Below are 17,657 nucleotides of genomic sequence, written 5' to 3'. Positions count from 1 at the left end.
CCGCTACGAGCGAAAGGCCGAACACTTCCTGGCCTTCGTCGGCATCGCCGCAGCCCTCATCAGCTACCGCCGACTCACCAAGTGAAACAACGTCTAAGCACGCGAGCTCCGGTTGCCGGGCAGGGTGAGCCGTGTCGTTCCCCGTGCGCGGACCAGGGCCCGCATGCCCCAGCGCGCCGGTACGGCGACGACGGCAGGGGGGACGAGTGCGCGGCTCCGGGCGATCGTCTCCGCGATCCGGCCGAGGTCCCCCGGCGCCCCGTGGAGCGGCCGGCGGACGACCAGGGTCGGCAGCGTCTTCCAGCGCACCCGTCGCGTGCCGGCGCCGTCCTCGGAGCCTGCCTCGACGGCCTGAGTGGAGGACAACAGCTGTGCGTGACCGCCGAGTTCGCGCTGGGCGCGCCGCCCTGCGGTGGGTCGCCAGACCGGATGCAGCGCGAGCACGCCGTCCGGTCGTACCACTCTCAGCAACTCGGACAGCAGTCCCTCGACGTCCCGTACATGCTGGGCGACGAAGCTGCCCAGGACGACGGAGAAGGTGTGGTCGCTGAAGGGCAGGGCCTGCCCCAGTGCGGCGACCACCCTCGCTCCCGTCGGTGGCTCCTCCGCGTACGCGGGATCGACCCGGACGACATCACGTCGGTCGCGCCCGAAAGGCGAGTCGCCGGCGCCGATGTCGAGAACCAGGCCTTCTCGGTTCAGTACTTCCGAGCCGAACACGCATGCGTAGAATTTCGCGGTTCCGCGCCCGGTTCTGATCGTCTGCCGTGAACGATCGAGATCTTCTCGATGACTGTCTTGCATCTTTGTGCATTTCCGATCTTCAGGTAAGCGAACTACTCGGAACGTATGGACAGTTCGCCGTCCACACAGTCACACTGTAGGAACTTTGCATGACTGATCAAGGGGGCGGGTGTGCAACGAGGGCGTTCGACAACAAGTCAAGATCGCGAATTCGAAGAGCTCGTGGGTTCGATCAGACAGGACTGGCGTACCGCGGAGCCGGCGGAGAGCACACGAGAACGCCGGCGGCTTCTCGAACCGCGCGCCGACGAGGGCGTCACTTGGTGAGACGGGATTCCGGTCTCCGGCGATACAGCCGGCTGACCAGGATTCACGCCGCGAGCGCGGCGGCATTCGTCTACCCCCTCGGCCCCTTGGTGGCCGCGGGGGGAGACGTCTCCCCGGCTCTGCTGATCGCCGTCTCGGCCCTCGGGGTGCTCGGCCACACCTATGGATGCACGGTCAACGACCTTGCCGATCTGGAGTCCGACCGGCGGAACCCGGCGCGACAGTCGAGCATTCTGGTCAGTGGTGGCATCAGTATTCACGGAGCACGTATCGCACTGGTCGTTCAGCTGGCTCTCGCCGTCATGCTGACGATATACGCCGCGGCCGTCGGAGAATCCGGGTGGCGTTTCACCATCGGCATGACCGCCTTATTCGCGTCCGTCACTGCCTCCAACATCTATCAGAAACGCAGAGTCGCCCATCCCTTGGTCATGGACCTGCTGTTCGGCGTGAACATGGGCGGGCCTGCTGTCCTGTGCTGTGCCATGACGAGCTCGAGCGATCTCACGCCCGCATGGTTGGTCGCCGTGGCCTTCGGCATCCATATGGTTCTCCTCAATGTCGTTGCCGGAAATCTGAAGGACCTCGAGCACGACCGGGCGGTGGGAGACGACACGACGGCTCTCCGGCTGGGGGTTCGGCTAACCGATTCCGGGCGGGTGATACCGACGCCCTCCTACCTTCTGCTGCTCTGCATGCTGCTGCTCGGCTCCGTCGTCTCCCTCCTCGGTCTGGTCCTGACCGCACCGTCTCCGGGAGGGCACCGCGCGGTGGCGTCGGCCGTACTGCTCGCCCTGCAGTGCATGGCCGGCCATACGCTGTGGACGCTGGTGCGACAGGCACGGGCCGTGGACCCGAACGGCCGTGAGCGCTATCTCGGCTTGAACTTCTTCTCGTTGATGGTGGCGTGCTTCCTCTGGGCACCCGTCGCGACCGCCGTCGTCGCCGTCCTCACCGCCGTGTGGCTTGTGCTGACCCGTGGCCTGGTGACCCTCCCTACCCGTGAGCAGGAGAAGATCGCCTGATGCCGTCCCTGAACGAGGCGCGTTCCGCCGTGCCCTGGGAAACCGTCGTCGCCTGCATTCGCCACGAGATCACGCACGCCGTGCCTGCGCTCGACACGACGGTCCGAGAACTTCCCCGTAAGGTGTTCGGCCTCGATTCCGGCTTCTTCTACATGCCACTCGCCCAGGCCATGCAGTGGGGAGAGAAGGACGGAGCCTGGCTGGAGGAGGTCGCCACCGTCTTCGGCCTCGGGCACCTGTACTACGTCCTGCACGACCAACTCGTCGACCGGGGAGGGCTTTCCCCCAGACAAGCGGTGCTCATGGACGCCGCGCTCGCCCTGTATCTGACGCGCGGGGCACGGCTGGGGGCCGGAACCGAGCGTTTCCTGCTGTCCCACGCCGCCGGTGCGGCCGCCTACGCCGAGGCACTGCTGCGGGACATCGCGCACAATGAGCGGCCGGGAGACCGCTACGGTCCCGAGGACGTGTTCCGCCTGGGAGAGAAAGCCGCTCCGGGAATCCTGGCTCTGGTCGTCGTGGCGGCGCGCTGCGGACGGTCCCACCACCTCGCTGTCCTGCCCCAGGCCGTCACGGACCTGTGCTCCGGACTTCAGTTGCTCGACGACCTGCAGGACCTGAGGGAGGACTGGAAGCACCGCAACGTCACCTTCCCCGTCTCCTTGGGCATCAACGCCCTGGGCAGCGTCGACCCCACTCTCTCGCCCTTCGCCGCACACACCGCGGACGACCTCCTCGACGCGCTGTATCTGAGCGGCGGAGCGGCAGTGGTGCTGCGGCTCGCACTGCGCTGCCTGGAGCGGGCGCACGCCGCTCTTTCACGGACCGACGCCGGTGTCGTCCTGGGCCTGGTCGAGACGTGGGCCGAGCGGGCCACAGGACAGCTCGACCGAGCGGAGAAGGGATCAGGCGCTCATGCTCCTCTGGGGTGACCGCGTGAAGCCCCCGGTCCGCACCAGGGTGGTCGGGCACACCTACGGTGTCTACTACACCCTCTGCATCGGTCTCTTCCGTCCCACCGTGCGGGTGCCGCGAACGGTCATGCCGGCAGATCCGGTGCTCTACTACATGCCGCATTCCGATCTCGTGCCCGGGGTCTTCGCCGCTCGCGGATTCCGCCATTTCGCCTGGGTGAACGACAACACCGTCGGCGGATACGCGGCCGCACTGCCCGCTCTGACCTCGGGAGTGGACGTCTTCCGCATCGGCCGTGGAGGGCACCGCACTCCCTACGAGCAGGTCCGTGACTTCCTCCGGGAGCGCACGGGACCGGTGGGAATCTTCACGGACGGAGGCCGCCGGGACGGCAGGGTGAGGGCGTCACTCGCGGCGCTGGCCGGGGACACCGGCAGGGCGGTCGCCCCCTTGCGCATCCGCGCGGACCGGGCATGGGCGTTCCAGGGCCAGTCGGTGCCGCGGCCGTTCAGCACGGTCCGGGTCGCCCGAGGCGAGCCGATCCCCGCCTCCGTACTGTCCGCGGCCGGACCCGAGCGGAGCCGGGACCTGCTTCAGCACGCCCTGGACGTACTGGACGGCGCGGAGACCGAGACGGCGCCCGGTGTGCGAGAGACACCGTGACGGATACCGGGCGCCCGCACGGCAGCACCGTACCGGTCAGGGATGTCTCCGGCGCCGCCCGCACAGAGGTCGCCCAGCGCCTCTGGGACTACACAGGCCTGGTGCGGCTGGAATGCCTGCCCTTGCTGTCGGCGCCCTTCCTGCTGGGCTGCGCCGTCTCGCCCGCCGGCTCATCGACGACGGCGTACGCCTGGTTCGGAGCCGGTCTGGCCCTGCACGGTCTCAGTTGTGCCAGCAACGACATCGCCGACAGGGAACTGGACGCGCACGACCCTCGGCGAGCGAACCGGCCCCTCACCTCGGGGCGCGTACCGGTGCGGCACGCTGTCGTCCTGTCGGTGCTCCTGGGCGCACTCTTCGCGCTCGCGGTGCTCATCCTGCCCAGCGAGCATCCTTCCCTCCTGTGGATCTCGCTCGGACTCACGGTCTGGGGCAACACGCGGCAGAAGCGCTCCCGTGTCCCCACACCGGTGTCCGACCTGCTGTGGGGGGTCAGCGTCGCCGCGCCGCTGCTGGCGTTCACCCCCGAGCCTGGCATCGGGCATGTGGCGGCGACGGCAGCTCTGGCGCTGGTGGTCACCGCATTCGACGTGGCCGGGGGAGACATCAAGGACCTGGACACAGACCGGCGCGCCGGGCTCCGCACGACGGCGATCGTGCTGGGCCTGCGGCCCGGACCGCACGGTATCGACACGTCCACCGCGTTCCGACTGGCGACGACAACCGGCTACGCGATGACAGGGGCTCTGTGCCTGACGTCACTGATCACCGCGTCGGCCCGGCTTCCGCTTCTCCTGGCCGCTCTCACGGCTCTCCTCGCGGGCACCGTGCCCCTGGCACGCCACACAGCAGGGCGCGTCGTCTCGGCCGGCGGTCGCAGCGTGGTGTTCCTTGCCGGCCCGTTCGTCGCGGTGCTGTGCGCGACGGCGGCCATGGCGCCCCACCCCGCTCAAGTCGCCCTGGTCACAGGAGCGGTGACGGGTGCCACGCTCGCGGCCGGCCTCGGCCGGCGGCTCCTCGCCCGCACCACGTCGCCACACTGAGGACATCGGTCCGCTCCTTCGAGGACCCTGCCTGCGTGTGCGGTGAGGCTGCCCTGCGCCGAGGGATGAACTGCGAGAAAGTCAGATCCTCGCACTACGGGCGATGCGGTACAGCACTTTCGGACGCAGTGGCCCTTCGGGCTCGGTGGCATCGTCGAAGTCGTCGGCCGGGTGCCGGGTCATGCCGATCCGGCGCATCACCGCCTGCGAACGCAGGTTGGTGGCTGTGGTGACAGCGAGGATCTCAGGAAACTCAAGACTGTCGAAGCCGTGGGCCAGGACTGCCAGCGCAGCCTCGGTGGCGTAGCCCTGGCCCCAGGCCGAGCGGGCGAGCCGCCAGCCGATCTCCACTCCTGTGAACGGCATACCGTCGTCCACTTCGTCCAAGCCTGCGAAGCCGATGAACTCGCCCGTGGCCTCCACCTCAACTGCCCACCACCCGTAGCCGCGCTGGTCGAACTCGATCTGGAACTGCGCCACGGAGGCATCGCTCCGTTCGCGGGTAAGCAGGTCACCCAAATGCCTTCGAACCTCGGGGTCGGCATTCATCGCCGCCCACGGTTCGAGGTCGGAGTCACGCCATCGGCGCAGGACAAGGCGATCGGTACGCAGTTCAGCCATGCTGCCCAGCCAACGTGAGCTCTGGCTCCGAGGCAATCTCCTTTTTTCTTTCGGGCGGCACCGCCCCCAGAAGCACGGATCACGCGCAGGGTGAACTGAAGCGAGCACCAACCCGGCGAACCTGCGCGGTCGCAGCGCTGGACGAACCCTGGACGACCAGGTGACCGACGTGCGTTCAGCGGACTGACGGCCTGTAACGTGCCGGACTGCGGCGGAGCAACAGCCGCCGGCATGACGAGGAGCGGGGATGTCAGGGATACGCAGCAGCAGGATCACTCCGCTGAGCAGGATGGGAGGGCTGGCCGTCAGCCCGTGGACGTCGGCGCGGCGAACGGTCGGGCTGGTGGTGTTCGGGTGGGCGTCCGCGGCAGCCACCACCTGCGTCGCGTACCTGGCCTTGGGCTATGAGGCGGTCCCCATCAGTGTCGGGGTACTCCTGTGTCTCACCTTTGCCGTGATGATGGCCCTGCTCCACCGAGCCTTCTGGCTGACCGTACTGTCCGCGGTGCCTGCGTTGTTCATCCTTGTCGGGTCGGTCCAGTACGCGCCCGAGGCCGCCCTGGAGCAGCGCGGTGTGCGCGAGACCGTCGTGATCGTGGCGGACACCGCGGCCGGCACATCGAGTGACAACCATCGCTTTACCCTCCGGGGCGCGGACGGAAGGACACTGCCGGAGAAGCTGCAGTTCAACGGTGGGCTAGGGGCGCCGAAGGTAGGTGACCGGCTCGACATCATCCGTGATCCCGAGAGCGCGGTCCCGATGGAGCAAGCGGACGATGTCGATGCCGCGGGTCGGCTGAGCGGTCTGGTCGGCGGCACGGTGACGTGGACCTTGATGGCGTTGCTGGCCGGTTGGCGTGGCCATGTCCGCCGCCGCCGGGGCCGCGACTCGCCGTTGGCCCAGCTCCTGTGATCCACAGGCGCCGTTACCAGGTGAGCGCGAGCCGGACATCAGGCGACTGCATCGAAGCCCTGGCTCCCCGGGCCGGCGATGACAGGGCACGGCTGCGGTGTCAGTCCGCTGAAGTATTCTTCCCGCCACCACGCACCGACTGGGAGGATCAAAGAATTGACCCGCTTGTCTGCTTTCCCCTTGCCCTTTCACACTTCCCGTTCCATATCGTTCGCGACGCCCCGAACGCTGCGGGAACTCCAGATGATGCAGTGCAGCGCACACATTCGGGCGAAGCCGGGGTGGGTCGACAAGATGAACGATCCCGAGATCGTCGCGAGGTGGACGCAAGAAGCGGTCGCCCAGGGCCTCACCGAAGCGCAAGTTGCCTACGTGCTTGCCGAACTGGTGCATTACGCCGCGCTGCGGGATGGGCGAACCGGCATCGAGGTGTCCGCCGTCGACGGGGTGTGGCAGTCGGACACACTCGTCGACGACACGCTCAGGTCGCGACTGCGCAAGGCGGTTGAGGTTCTGGAACAGGTTCCCGAGGCAGAGAAGGACTGGCATCCCGGATCCGACGGCCAGGTATTGGATCTGGTTCACCCCTCCCTGTTCTGCCTGGTGAGAGAGGTGAGCGGCGCGCCCGAGCGGGCTTGGCGGAACCCGACGGACCGCTACTCGAAGTACGAATTCTCGGAGAGGTTCCAGTGGTTGCCCACGGACGTCGACGTCAGTGACGACGGCGATGTCGCCTTCCGCTCCTACGTCAACAACGTCCACCCGGAGACTCATCGCGAACTGGCCTCCGTCCTGCCGGACTTGTTCGCGCGCATGCGCCCGCTGCTGGAGAACGTGCTCACCGATCTGCGCCATCCGCGGCCCTTGCGGATCGAGGCCGATCCCTACGGCTGGTACGACTCGGAGCCAGAGTATCCAGACAAATCCTCCTACAGTGATGACGAGGCCTACAGGGAAGCCCTCCGCGCCTGGGAAGTGGCCCAGGACGACTGGTGGGAAAACCGCCGCCCTGTCATCCCGGACGCCCCGGCCTTCACCCCGCCCGAACGGCCCGCCGAATCCGCCCGGGTCGACCTGCGCGGCCACCGTCTGCAGGTCATCGTCAAGCTCGCCACCATTCACCTCACCCCCGGCAAGCCCGAGTATCCGGGCGGGTCCTGGCATGTCGAGGGAATGCTGAACGAGCGGATCGTCTCCACCGGCATCTACTACTGGGACAGCGAGAACATCACCGAAAGCCGGCTCAGTTTCCGGGCGGCACTCGACGACCCGCACTACGAACAGAACGACGACAACGGGCTGCGTGAGGTCTACGGCCTGGAGGACGAAGACGCGCTGAACCAGATGCTGGGGTCGGCATCGACCCCGGCGGGCCGCTGCCTTGCCTTCCCGAACGTCCTGCAGCACCGGGTCGACTCATTCCGCCTCACGGACCCCACCCGCCCGGGACACCGCAAAATCCTCGCGTTCTTCCTGGTCGACCCATCGGAGGCCATCGTTTCGACATCCGATGTACCACCGCAACAACCGTGGTCCGACACTTCGACCATGACGCTTGAACAGGCTGTGAGGTACCGCGAACAGCTCATGCAGGAACGCAAGTTCTTCGTCGACGAACACAACGAGCAGCTCTACGAACGGGAGTTCTCGCTCTGCGAGCACTGACCCCATGACGACAGGTCACCGAACCGGACTGCCGATGGGAAGAGAGCCGATCACCTGTGCTCAGGAGCGCTGCCCTCGTGCCAAGTGACGGGTCCCGCGGTATCGCTGAGGGAGGCCTTCGATGACTCACCCTCGGGTTCCTTGAGATGGATCTCTCCGTGAAACGGGCCCAGGGCATGGCCGACGCGCAGCTCGCCGCAGCCGAGTCCGGCATCCCGCTGCCCGGCACGGAGAAGGTCCTCAGCCCTGAGACGAGGAACGGCGCCACACTCGGCGTCACCGCTCTGCTGCTCTGGCTGTTCGGATCCCTGCTGATGGGCTCCGCGTTGGTTCTGATCTTCCTCTGGGCGGCCATCGATGGGCGCGGCCCCGCAAGGTGGCTCGCCTGGTACGCCTTGGTAAGCACGTGCCTGGGGCTGGGTGGATTACTCGGAGCCACAGTGGCGAAATCGATGTCCGATCTCGAGGCCCTGAAGGACACTTACCTGACGAGCCTCGGCACGCATCAGATCCGCGCCAACCGAGCGGGCTGCGACCGCGGCGAGGAAGACGAGGCCGTACCGCAGTGACCGTTGTGGCCCGTTTGACCGACGGAGTCCAAGACCCTCCGATCGCTGGCCACCGCGACTGCTTCTAAGTCAGGGCCAGGACGTCAGCGTGTGGACTGCCAGGAGTACGCAGAACGTCAGCTGCACCGTCCCGATGACCTGGTGCCCGATGCGCAGCAGCACGACGGCCGTTACGCCGACCGCCAGGGTAAGAGCGCCGAAGGCCTGCACTGGCACCCAGTCCAGGGGCGGCACGCTGGTCGCTGTCTGTCCGGGTCCGGCGTCCATCCGGCCCAGTCCCCGGGCGGCGAGCAGGATGAAGACCAACATCCCCGCCGCCACGTCCGCCACCAGTACGAAAAGCAGCAGACAACCTTCGGTGACAACACCCTGTCCGTCGGAAGGCTGCTTGTCGGTACGTTCGGGCATGGCTTAAGGATCGACCGGAATCCACCCTTCCGAACGGACTGTCACCGACTCGCAACCCAGGCGCACGATCTGAGGTCCTGGTGATCAGCGCCACCCGATTGACCGTCCGGCACCGCCGCACCACCGCTGTGGACAGCCTCGATCTGGACTTCGGGCACGGTGTCCACGCTCTGCTCGGCCCCAACGGAGCCGGAAAAAGCTCCCTGTTGCGCGTCCTGGCCACGGCAGCAGCAGCGGTGGAGGGCAAGCTGAAGCTGCTGGGGCGTGATCCGCGGCGTCCCGCCGAACGCCTCGAGATCCGCCGCCGACTCGGCTACCTACCTCAGACATTCGGCATGTTCCGGGGCTTCACGGTACGGGAGTGCGTCAGCTACGCCGCCTGGCTCAAGGACATGCCGAACCGTGGCGCGCTCGACGCGGTGGAACGCGCCGTGGACCAAGTCGGCCTGACCACACGGATGGACGCCAAGTACCGACCCCCTCCGGCGGAATGCAACGCCGGGTGGGGATCGCCCAAGCCCTGGTGAACAGCCCTGAGTTGCTTCTGCTCGACGAACCCACCACGGGCCTCGATCCCGCCGAGCGAGACCGCTTCCACGCCCTGCTCCGGCAGTTGAGCGCCACCACGACCGTGGTCCTGGCCAGCCACCTTATGGAAGACGTGCACGCCTGCTACGACAGCGTGCTCGTCCTCTGTACCTCCCGCAAGGCCTTCCTCGGATCCCCGCAGGCTCTGCAAGCAGCGGGCGGCTACGCCGCAGTCGTCGCAGGCAGCGCACATGCAGGCAATGCCCATTGACGGACGCAGCCGTCGACGACCACGGGCGGGGAGCGGGAGGCCGACGCCTGCTGCGTCCCACCCAGGATCCCCACCGACCCCCGCCCCGAAGGCCCTGTCAGCCCGCCTCGTGCCACCACGCGGGAGACACGCTGAGGCTCCAGACCGCACCCGCCTGCCCCTGGGCCTCCTCGTCCGAGCGGACGAAGACCCTCACGCCGGACTCGGGCACCCGGTAGCGGTGGATGTCCCCGGCCGTGCCGTCCTCGTCCGGTTCGGGCTCGACCGAGCAGCCGAGCCCGGCGATCGCGGCTGCCAGCCTCGAAGCGCCGGGAGGCAGCGAACTCGCCGTACGCGCTGCGCAGGGCCGCCGGTACGGACGACTCGGTGTCCCACCGCAGACGGTGCACCTGCACACTCACCCCGAAGCAGGGCCAGGCGCCGCCCTCCTCCTGGAACGACAGCTCCAGGAGCCCGTAGTCCCGGCGCAGCAGGCCCCCGTCCCCGGTGTCGAGGCAGTCGACGCCGAGCTTGGTCTCCCACTCGGCGGGCTGCGCGCCGATGCCCACGCTCAGCACATCGCCATGGGTGGCGACGTGGGCGTAGAAATCAAGGTCGGCCATCTCTGTCTTCTCCATCGCCTCGATCAGATCCTGCACGGTGGTGACAGGGAATCCGCACCCCGGACCGCTGCCGCCGACGGTGGCTGGGGGTCAGTGGCTGGTGAGTTCGCCGGTGAGTTTGCCGTGAAGGTCGGCGCTGGGGTTGTTCAGGCCGATGATCTCCACCGCCTTGCCGCGCTGGGTGTACTTGGTCTCGATGGCATCGAGGGCGGCGACCGAGGAGGCGTCCCAGATGTGGGCGGCGGACAGGTCGATGACGACCCTGTCGGGGTCACCGGAGTAGTCGAACTGGCCGACGAGGTCGTTGGAGGAGGCGAAGAACAACTCACCGGTCACGGAGTACACCACGGTGGTGCCGTCGGCGTCGGTGACGGCGGTGACGTTGGCCAGGTGGGCGACCCGCCTGGCGAAGATGACCATTGCGGTCACAGAGCCGACGACAACGCCGATGGCGAGGTTGTGGGTGGCGACCACCACGAGCACGGTGATGGCCATGACGGCGATCTCTCCGGCGGGCATCCGCCGAAGTGTCTTGGGGGCGACGGAGTGCCAGTCGAAGGTCGCGAACGCCACCATGACCATGACGGCGACCAGCGCCGCCATCGGGATGTCGGAGACGACCGGACCGAAGACGATGCACAGCACCATCAGGAAGGCACCGGCGAGGAACGTGGAGACGCGGGTTCGGGCGCCGGAGACCTTCACGTTGATCATCGTCTGGCCGATCATCGCGCAGCCGCCCATGCCGCCGAAGAAGCCGGTGACGATGTTGGCGATGCCCTGGCCGATGGACTCGCGGGTCTTGGAGGAGTGGGTGTCGGTGATGTCGTCGACCAGCTTCGCGGTCATCAGCGACTCCATCAGGCCGACCAGCGCCATCGCGAACGCGTAAGGGGCGATCGTCGTGAGGGTGTCCGTCGTGAACGGCACGTCGGGCAGACCCGGCACCGGCAACGAGGACGGCAGGGCGCCCCTGTCGCCGACGGTGGGCACGGCGATCCCGGCCGCGACGGTGATGACGGTGAGGATGACGATGGATACCAGCGGGGCCGGGATCACCTTGGTGACCTTCGGGAAGAACACCATCAGCACCAGGCCGCCGATGATCAGCGGGTACACCGCCCACGGCACGCCGTGCATCTCGGGCACCTGGGCCATGAAGATCAGAATCGCCAGGGAGTTGACGAAGCCCACCATCACCGAGCGCGGTACGAACCGCATCAGCTTCGCCACCCCCAGCGCGCCGAGCGCCACCTGGATGATCCCCGCCAGGATGACGGCGGCGACCAGGTAGCCCATGCCGTACTCGCGGTTCAGCGGGGCGATGACGAGCGCGACGGCGCCGGTCGCGGCGGAGATCATCGCACGGCGGCCGCCGACGATCGAGATGACCACGGCCATGGTGAACGAGGCGAACAGGCCGACCGCCGGGTCCACCCCGGCGATGATCGAGAACGAGATCGCCTCGGGAATCAGGGCCAGGGCAACGACCAGGCCGGCCAGGATCTCGGTACGCCAGACCTTCGGGTTGCCCAGCCAGTCGGGGCGTAGGCCGCGCAGGTGCGCGGCAGCAGTCACTGCGTCAGAAGACAAGGAGACGGATACCTGTCGTGCTCAGGCACACCCCACCAGCAGCCCGGGACGTGCGGGAAGGAAGCGCAGGGGCCAGGCCGGCACCCCGCGGACGACCCGCAGGGCGGGTCGGAGTTCGAAAGGCAAGGCGGAGGAAGGGGCCTGACGCGAGAGCGCGGCCGGGGAGCTCACACCTGGCGGCGAGGCGTCACGGCGGGCAGGCGGCGGCGATCGGCGTCATGGGCTCGCGCACGCTCTCTCCTGCAAGAATCGGATCTTCACCGGGGGCGCCATCGGTCCCGGAACGGCAAGTAGCAGGGCAGTCGAGCCGCCCTCACCACGGCAACTCTACCCTAACGTTAGAGTAGAGACTGGTGAGGTTGCGGGACGCGGCCCACCACGACGGGAAGGGCCAGGACCACGGGCGTGGATGACAAACACATGCAGATCGGTGAGGTCGCCGCGCGGACGGAGCTGTCTCTGCGAACCATCCGGCACTACGAGGAGACCGGCCTGGTCATCCCCTCCGCACGCTCCCAGGGCGGCTTCCGCCTCTACACCGAGACCGACGTCGCCCGGCTCATGGTCGTCCGCCGCATGAAACCGCTCGGCTTCACCCTGGAGCAGATGCGCGACCTCCTGGACGCCACCGATCGCCTGGACGCCGATGGCGACCTTGACCCCGTCGAGCACGAGGCGCTGCTGGCTCGAGTCCGCGTCTACGAGCAGGCCGCCACCGAGCAGGTCGACAAGCTCCGGATCCAGCTGGCCCGAGCTGAGGATTTCGCCGCCACTCTGGGCACCCGCCTGGAGCGGACAGACCGGGCTGCCCGCGCCTGACCTGCACTGCGAGCGGCGAGCGGCGAGCCGAGAGCTGGACGGGTCGGCCCGCACCCGGCAATGATCACGTCGAACGCGTTGAGCTGGCCGACGGCGAACAGCTGCGTTCGCGCTACCTCGTCGGCTGTGACGGCGGTCGCAGTACGGTGCGCAAACTGCTCGGCGTCGGCTTCCCCGGCGAGCCCTCGCGGACCGAGACGCTGCTGGGCGAGATGGAAGTGGGCGTGGCGCAGGCGGAGATCGCCGCCAAGGTGACCGAAATCGGCGAGTCCGGCAAGCGATTGTGGCTCAGGCCCTTCGGCGAAGGGGTGTATAGCGTGGTAGTCCCCGCCGCGGGAGTCGGTGACCGCGCGGAACCGCCCACGCTCGAGGATTTCAAGCAACGGCTGCGCACTATCGCCGGCACCGATTTCGGCGTGCACTCCCCGCGCTGGTTGTCCCGCTTCGGGGATGCCACCCGGCTGGCCGAACGCTACCGGGTCGGGCGGGTGCTGCTGGCCGGCGATGCGGCACACATCCATCCACCCACCGGCGGGCAGGGCCTCAATCTGGGCGTTCAGGACGCGTTCAACCTCGGCTGGAAACTGGCCGCACAGATCCGCGACTGGGCGCCGGAGACACTGCTGGACACCTACGAGGCCGAACGTCATCCGGTCGCCGAGGACGTGCTGGACAACACCCGCGCCCAGATGGAACTGCACTCACCGAACCGGGACCGCAGGCCGTGCGCAGGCTGCTCACCGAACTCATGGACTTCGACGAGGTGAACCGCTGTCTCATAGAGAAGATCACCGCGATCGGCATCCGCTACGACTTCGGCGAAGGCCCCGACCTGCTGGCCGCCGCCTGCCCGACATCGACGTGACACAGGGCCACCTTTACGGTCTGCTGCACCGCGGCCGCGGCCTGCTGGTGGACCGTACCGAACGCCTGACCGTCGGCGGCGGTCAGACCGCGTCGATCACCTCGCGGACCCCACTGCGGCACTGGATGTTCCCTGCGTCCCGCTGCGCCCCGACGGCCACGTCGCATGGATCGGCGACGATCGGCAGGACCTGGACGACCACCTCTCCCGCTGGTTCGGCAAGCCCGCCCACTGATTTGGTCCCCGATGTTCGGGAGAGCCCGGCAGAACGTGCGCGCGGGCAGGGATGCTTGCAGCCGGCCCTCTGAGAGCCGTCACGGCAGAGGTGGAACGGTCACTCGCGGACGTTCGCCCGGACCGCCTCTTCGATGGGGGTCGACCCCGTGTTGAGTTCGAGGATCTGCCGGCCGATCCGCGGCTCGTGGAGCAGTTCGACAAGGGTGGCGGCGACGTCGTCGCGAGCGATCTCGCCGTGGAACTCCGCCGGCCCGAGGGACACGGTGCCGGTTGCCGGACCATCGAGAAGGAGCGAGGGGCGCAGGATCAGCCAGTTCAGGTCGCTGCGGCTGAGTGCGACGTCCGCGCCCTTCTTCACGGCGAAGTAGTACTCGACATCGTCTCCGAGGTCGCGTTCACGCCATGATTCCGGAAGCACCGAGACCAGCACGAAGCGCTCCAAACCGGCAAGGCGTGCCGCCTCGATCGCCTTGGCGACACCCTCGCCGTCGACGGCCCTCGTGACCTCTCTGCTGCCGCCGTTCGATCCGGCAGTGAAGACGATCGCGTCGACCCCACCGAATGCTGCCGCCAGTTCCTCAACCGTCATGCCGGAGAGATCACCGACGCGCGCGTCCACGCCTCCCGCCGCGAGTTCAGTCTGCTGGTCGTCGCGGCGAACAAGCCCCCGGACGGCGTCGCCCCGCGAGCGCAGTCTCTGCGCCAGCAGACCACCGATACCACCGGTGATGCCGATGATGAAGACGTCCACCGTGAATGCTCCGTTCTCTTGATGCGGCTTACCACTTGTCGGCTCCGTCGCCGCGCGGACGACCGCCAGACCGACGACGAAACGGTGAACGGCCCTGGTGCGCGGGGGTATTCCAAGCAGGCGAAGGCCATCCCCTCGCCCAGGCACCCCCGCTCTCACGAAGGATGGCCCGTCGATGGAAAAAGGGTTTGAGCGAGGCGGAACCCCGCTGCTACTTTCGTGGCGGACCGTGAAGTCGTCGTATGGAGGTGAGACCCGTGAACACAGTCACCCATGGGTGCTCCCTCGATCCGCCACGGTCCAGCGGCTGACGTTCGGTGTCGCCAGGAGCGCCTGAGATCGAGGCACTCCTGAAGGAGACTCCGATGAACACAATGCCCTTCACATCTGGCCCGAGCGAGAACGCGGTGATGATCACGCGCGTCGTGGACAGGCAATGGCATGCGCTGGACGACGACCTGGTGGTCGGGCGCGGACATGCCCAGCACCGGCCCGACGGACGCTTGTTCGTCAGCATCGACGCCTGGCACAACGCCACCTTCGACCGGCTCGCCGAGGCGATGCTGGCGGAACTGCCGGCGCCGCTGTACACGGTGGTCGACGAGGCCGACGTCGAGCTGACGGCCGGCTGGCGGCGGGCCGGTTTCACGATCCGGCGCCGCGAGTGGGAGTACGTCGTGCCGACCGACCCGCGGGTCACCAGGCTCGCCGAAGTCCTGCCGCCTTCGGACGTGAGGATCGTGCCCGCCGGTCAGGCGGACGAGGGTCTGCTGCGGGCACTGGACCGCGCGATCCGTGACGAGGTCGAGGCGACGGTCGGGTGGCAGTCGATGCCCGCGGAGGTCATGTCCCGCCCTGAAGGCGACACGATCGTCGACCCGTCGAAGTACGCGGTGGCCGCGGTGCCGCACCGCTACCTGGGTCTGATCCGGGTGGTGGCGGGGAACCGGCCGCGCATCGGGCTGGTCGCGGTCCGGGCCGGCGAGCAGCGCCGTGGCATCGCACGGGCGTTGCTGGCCCATACGCTGGGGACGCTGCACCGTTCCGGGTCCGCCGCGGCCTGGACCGAAGTCCACGAGGCCAACCAGGCAGCCACGGCGCTGTTCGAGCTCATCGGCGCCCGGCCGATGAGCAGCAATCTGGAGCTGGTGCGATGACGAGGAACAAGAACGTCATAGAAGTCGAGGGCAAGGTTGTCGAGTGCCTGCGCAGCGCCATGTTCACCGTGGAGCTCGAGAACCGCCACCAGGTGCTCGCGCACATCAGCGGAAAGATCCGCAAGAACTTCATCAAGATCATGCTGGAGGACCGGGTGCTGGTGGAGCTTCCGCCGTACGACCTGACGCGCGGCAGGATCGTGTTCCGGTACCGGAACTAGGGGCGGTCGGCACTCTTCGAGGTACCTGATCCTGGGGCCCCGGGCACGGCGTTTGCGTGACCGGGGCCCCAGAATGGCTCGCAGGGCCGTACGGCAGCCACCCCGCCAGCGCCGCCGGCAGATCCGGTCTGGCCCGAACGTCGACTCGAGGGACAGCAGTTCCGTCCAGGTTCTTTGCCAGAACCTTCAGATAGCTGTCGATGAAGTGGTCCCCTACGTCATCGGTGGCCGGTGCGAAGGGGTCCGTGGTCAGACCGCAGGGCGCTCACGTGCCTGTAATAGGGCTCCGGCGGCAGCTGCGGCACGATGCCGTTGTTGTTGACGAAGCGGTACATCCGGTCCCGGAAGCCGGTGTTGTACGCCGCGGCCGACGTCGAGTCACAGGTGCGGGGCTGGCCGAAGGTGTGGACACGCCCTGGCCGTTGTCACGCCATTCGGCGAGCGCGGCCTTGACCTCCGGGTAGATGGAGTCCGGGGCGTCGGCGAAGCCGTAGTGGACACGCCCCGTGCCGTTCGGGCCTCGCCGGGGCGGGGCTGTGCCGTCGGTCAGCCAGTCTTTGATCCGGTCTCCGCGTCCGCGGCAAAAGAGCGTGAGCAGTCATGGCACGCGCGATCTGGACCGGTGTGGTGTCCTTCGGCCTGGTCAGCGTGCCGGTCGGCCTCTACTCCGCGACCGAGGACCACACCATCCATTTCCACCAGCTCCAGCGCGGCACCGCCGACCGGATCCGCAACAGGCGGGTGAACGAGCGCACCGGCGACGAGGTCGACACCAGCAACATCGTCAAGGGCTACCAGGTGAGCAAGGGCGAGTACATCGTCGTGGAGCCCGACGAACTGGACGAGATCGCGCAGGGCCGCTCCCAGACGATCGACATCACGGACTTCGTCGACCTGGAGGAGATCGAGCCGGTCTACTTCGATCGCACCTACTACGTCGCACCGCGTGGCAAGGAGTACACCAAGGTCTACGAGCTGCTGCGGGCCGCGCTGGCTCAGTCGAACAGGGTCGGCATCGCGACATTCGTGATGCGCGGCAAGCAGTACCTGACCGCGCTGCGCGCAGAGGACAAGGTCCTGGTGCTCCAGACCCTCCGCTGGGCCGACGAGGTCCGTGACCCGTACGAGGAGCTGCCCGAGCTGCCTACGGGCCGGGCGGGCAAGGGCAAGGAGCTGGACATGGCACTCCAGCTGGTCGACTCCCTCAGCGGACCGTGGGAGCCGTCCCGCTACCGCGACACCTACCAGAAGAAGGTGCGGGAGCTGGTCGAGGCGAAGGCCGAAGGCCGTGAGATCGCGGCGGCCGAAGAGGCGCCGGTGGCGACCAACGTCGTCGACCTGATGCAGGCGTTGCAGGGCAGTATCGACCAAGCCCGCGGCGGGCCGAAGAAGTCCAGTGGGCGGAAGCCGAAGCAGTCGCAGCCGGGGCGCAAGACGGCACAGAGGCCCGCGGCGAAGACGGCGAAGAAGGCCGCCACCCGGAAGGCGCCGTCGCCAACGGGCCGCGCCTCGGCGGACTCCCGCGACCAGCGCGGTCCGGGCAAGAGGGAACTGCGGCAGTTGAGCAAGGCGGAGCTGTACCAGCGGGCCACCGAACACGACGTTCCCGGCCGATCGAAGATGAGCCGCGAGGAGCTCGTCGTTGCTCTCGCCCACGCCGGGCAACGCCGCAAGAAGAGCGCCGCCTGACCCCGCGCACATGCCGCGGAGCGACGCATCT

19 protein-coding genes and 2 pseudogenes are annotated in these 17,657 nt (G+C 67.9%); 14 read left to right on the top strand and 7 right to left on the bottom strand.

The features are described from left to right. Positions 1-93: 93 nt before the first annotated feature. Positions 94-582 carry a methyltransferase domain-containing protein gene (locus IO24_RS42315; protein WP_157851334.1) on the bottom strand — a complete coding sequence of 163 codons (489 nt, stop codon included), beginning with the start codon at positions 580-582 and terminating at the stop codon, positions 94-96. Positions 583-1,067: 485 nt separating this feature from the next. Here IO24_RS42315 and IO24_RS0138030 point away from each other — a divergent pair, with 485 nt between their 5' ends. From IO24_RS0138030 to IO24_RS0138015, 4 genes are read left to right on the top strand one after another with little or no spacing between them, the layout of a single operon-like run. Further along, on the top strand, positions 1,068-2,096 hold the full coding sequence (locus IO24_RS0138030; RefSeq protein ID WP_031144121.1) for a UbiA family prenyltransferase: 1,029 nt from the start codon (positions 1,068-1,070) through the stop codon (positions 2,094-2,096). After that, positions 2,096-3,028, top strand: coding sequence for a hypothetical protein (locus IO24_RS0138025; RefSeq protein ID WP_031144119.1), 933 nt, complete (start codon positions 2,096-2,098; stop codon positions 3,026-3,028). Before IO24_RS0138030 ends, IO24_RS0138025 begins: the two co-directional genes overlap by 1 nt. Beyond that, positions 3,012-3,674 (top strand): hypothetical protein, encoded by a 663-nt coding sequence (locus IO24_RS44860; protein ID WP_031144117.1) that lies wholly within the window; start codon positions 3,012-3,014, stop codon positions 3,672-3,674. Before IO24_RS0138025 ends, IO24_RS44860 begins: the two co-directional genes overlap by 17 nt. Next, positions 3,671-4,717, top strand: coding sequence for a UbiA family prenyltransferase (locus tag IO24_RS0138015; RefSeq protein WP_031144115.1), 1,047 nt, complete (start codon positions 3,671-3,673; stop codon positions 4,715-4,717). Before IO24_RS44860 ends, IO24_RS0138015 begins: the two co-directional genes overlap by 4 nt. A gap of 81 nt (positions 4,718-4,798) precedes the next feature. Here IO24_RS0138015 and IO24_RS0138010 read toward each other — a convergent pair whose 3' ends face one another. Next, positions 4,799-5,338: a GNAT family N-acetyltransferase gene (locus IO24_RS0138010; RefSeq protein WP_031144113.1), complete on the bottom strand. Its 540-nt coding sequence runs from the start codon at positions 5,336-5,338 to the stop codon at positions 4,799-4,801. A gap of 289 nt (positions 5,339-5,627) precedes the next feature. Between IO24_RS0138010 and IO24_RS0138005 the strand changes: the two genes are divergently transcribed. The 3 genes from IO24_RS0138005 (at position 5,628) to IO24_RS0137995 (ending at position 8,485) form a co-directional block, all read left to right on the top strand. Next, on the top strand, positions 5,628-6,251 hold the full coding sequence (locus IO24_RS0138005; RefSeq protein ID WP_045297186.1) for a hypothetical protein: 624 nt from the start codon (positions 5,628-5,630) through the stop codon (positions 6,249-6,251). A gap of 78 nt (positions 6,252-6,329) precedes the next feature. Further along, a complete protein-coding gene (locus IO24_RS0138000; RefSeq protein ID WP_476718223.1) occupies positions 6,330-7,916 on the top strand; it encodes a DUF4246 domain-containing protein in 1,587 nt (528 codons plus the stop codon). A 146-nt stretch (positions 7,917-8,062) separates the two neighbouring features. Continuing rightward, positions 8,063-8,485, top strand: coding sequence for a hypothetical protein (locus tag IO24_RS0137995; protein ID WP_031144107.1), 423 nt, complete (start codon positions 8,063-8,065; stop codon positions 8,483-8,485). Between the two features lie 69 nt (positions 8,486-8,554). Here the strand turns inward: IO24_RS0137995 and IO24_RS0137990 are convergent, their stop codons facing one another. Beyond that, positions 8,555-8,893, bottom strand: a complete 339-nt coding sequence (locus IO24_RS0137990) for a hypothetical protein (RefSeq protein WP_031144105.1) — start codon at positions 8,891-8,893, stop codon at positions 8,555-8,557. Positions 8,894-8,973: 80 nt separating this feature from the next. On the opposite strand from IO24_RS0137990, the gene IO24_RS47755 reads away from it, so the two are divergent. Together IO24_RS47755 and IO24_RS47750 are read left to right on the top strand one after the other, a co-directional pair. After that, the gene (locus tag IO24_RS47755) at positions 8,974-9,420 is read left to right on the top strand and encodes an ATP-binding cassette domain-containing protein (protein WP_157851333.1); all 447 of its coding nucleotides are present in this window, start codon (positions 8,974-8,976) and stop codon (positions 9,418-9,420) included. Beyond that, a complete protein-coding gene (locus IO24_RS47750; RefSeq protein WP_420823248.1) occupies positions 9,396-9,692 on the top strand; it encodes a P-loop NTPase family protein in 297 nt (98 codons plus the stop codon). Before IO24_RS47755 ends, IO24_RS47750 begins: the two co-directional genes overlap by 25 nt. Positions 9,693-9,789: 97 nt before the next feature. On the opposite strand, the gene IO24_RS46905 is transcribed toward IO24_RS47750, so the two are convergent. Together IO24_RS46905 and IO24_RS0137975 are read right to left on the bottom strand one after the other, a co-directional pair. Then, the gene (locus tag IO24_RS46905) at positions 9,790-10,089 is read right to left on the bottom strand and encodes a hypothetical protein (protein WP_234335370.1); all 300 of its coding nucleotides are present in this window, start codon (positions 10,087-10,089) and stop codon (positions 9,790-9,792) included. Between the two features lie 295 nt (positions 10,090-10,384). Further along, complete coding sequence (locus IO24_RS0137975) at positions 10,385-11,887, bottom strand: SulP family inorganic anion transporter (RefSeq protein WP_031144104.1); 1,503 nt, start codon at positions 11,885-11,887, stop codon at positions 10,385-10,387. Positions 11,888-12,292: 405 nt separating this feature from the next. Here IO24_RS0137975 and IO24_RS0137970 point away from each other — a divergent pair, with 405 nt between their 5' ends. Both IO24_RS0137970 and IO24_RS41415 read left to right on the top strand, forming a co-directional pair. After that, complete coding sequence (locus IO24_RS0137970; RefSeq protein WP_031144103.1) at positions 12,293-12,706, top strand: MerR family transcriptional regulator; 414 nt, start codon at positions 12,293-12,295, stop codon at positions 12,704-12,706. A 77-nt stretch (positions 12,707-12,783) separates the two neighbouring features. Continuing rightward, positions 12,784-13,806, top strand: a pseudogene (locus IO24_RS41415) (FAD-dependent monooxygenase); the annotation flags it as partial. A 99-nt stretch (positions 13,807-13,905) separates the two neighbouring features. On the opposite strand, the gene IO24_RS0137960 reads toward IO24_RS41415, so the two are convergent. Next, positions 13,906-14,559, bottom strand: coding sequence for an NAD(P)H-binding protein (locus IO24_RS0137960; RefSeq protein WP_031144101.1), 654 nt, complete (start codon positions 14,557-14,559; stop codon positions 13,906-13,908). 365 nt (positions 14,560-14,924) lie between these two features. Here IO24_RS0137960 and IO24_RS0137955 point away from each other — a divergent pair, with 365 nt between their 5' ends. Together IO24_RS0137955 and infA are read left to right on the top strand one after the other, a co-directional pair. Next, positions 14,925-15,716 carry a GNAT family N-acetyltransferase gene (locus tag IO24_RS0137955; protein WP_031144099.1) on the top strand — a complete coding sequence of 264 codons (792 nt, stop codon included), beginning with the start codon at positions 14,925-14,927 and terminating at the stop codon, positions 15,714-15,716. Then, positions 15,713-15,937 carry a translation initiation factor IF-1 gene (gene infA / locus IO24_RS0137950; RefSeq protein WP_031144096.1) on the top strand — a complete coding sequence of 75 codons (225 nt, stop codon included), beginning with the start codon at positions 15,713-15,715 and terminating at the stop codon, positions 15,935-15,937. The genes IO24_RS0137955 and infA overlap by 4 nt, the downstream gene beginning before the upstream one ends. 218 nt (positions 15,938-16,155) lie before the next feature. Here infA and IO24_RS46900 read toward each other — a convergent pair. Then, a pseudogene (locus IO24_RS46900) lies at positions 16,156-16,293 on the bottom strand (hypothetical protein); the annotation flags it as partial. 244 nt (positions 16,294-16,537) lie between these two features. Here IO24_RS46900 and ku point away from each other — a divergent pair. Then, entirely contained in the window at positions 16,538-17,626 is a 1,089-nt protein-coding gene (ku, locus tag IO24_RS0137945) for a non-homologous end joining protein Ku (protein WP_031144094.1), read from the top strand. The last annotated feature ends 31 nt before the right edge of the window (positions 17,627-17,657 follow it).

The sequence above is a fragment of the Streptomyces flavovariabilis genome (genome assembly GCF_000725785.1).
Classification (GTDB): domain Bacteria; phylum Actinomycetota; class Actinomycetes; order Streptomycetales; family Streptomycetaceae; genus Streptomyces; species Streptomyces hawaiiensis.
This window is presented reverse-complemented; position numbering and strand designations above follow the sequence as displayed.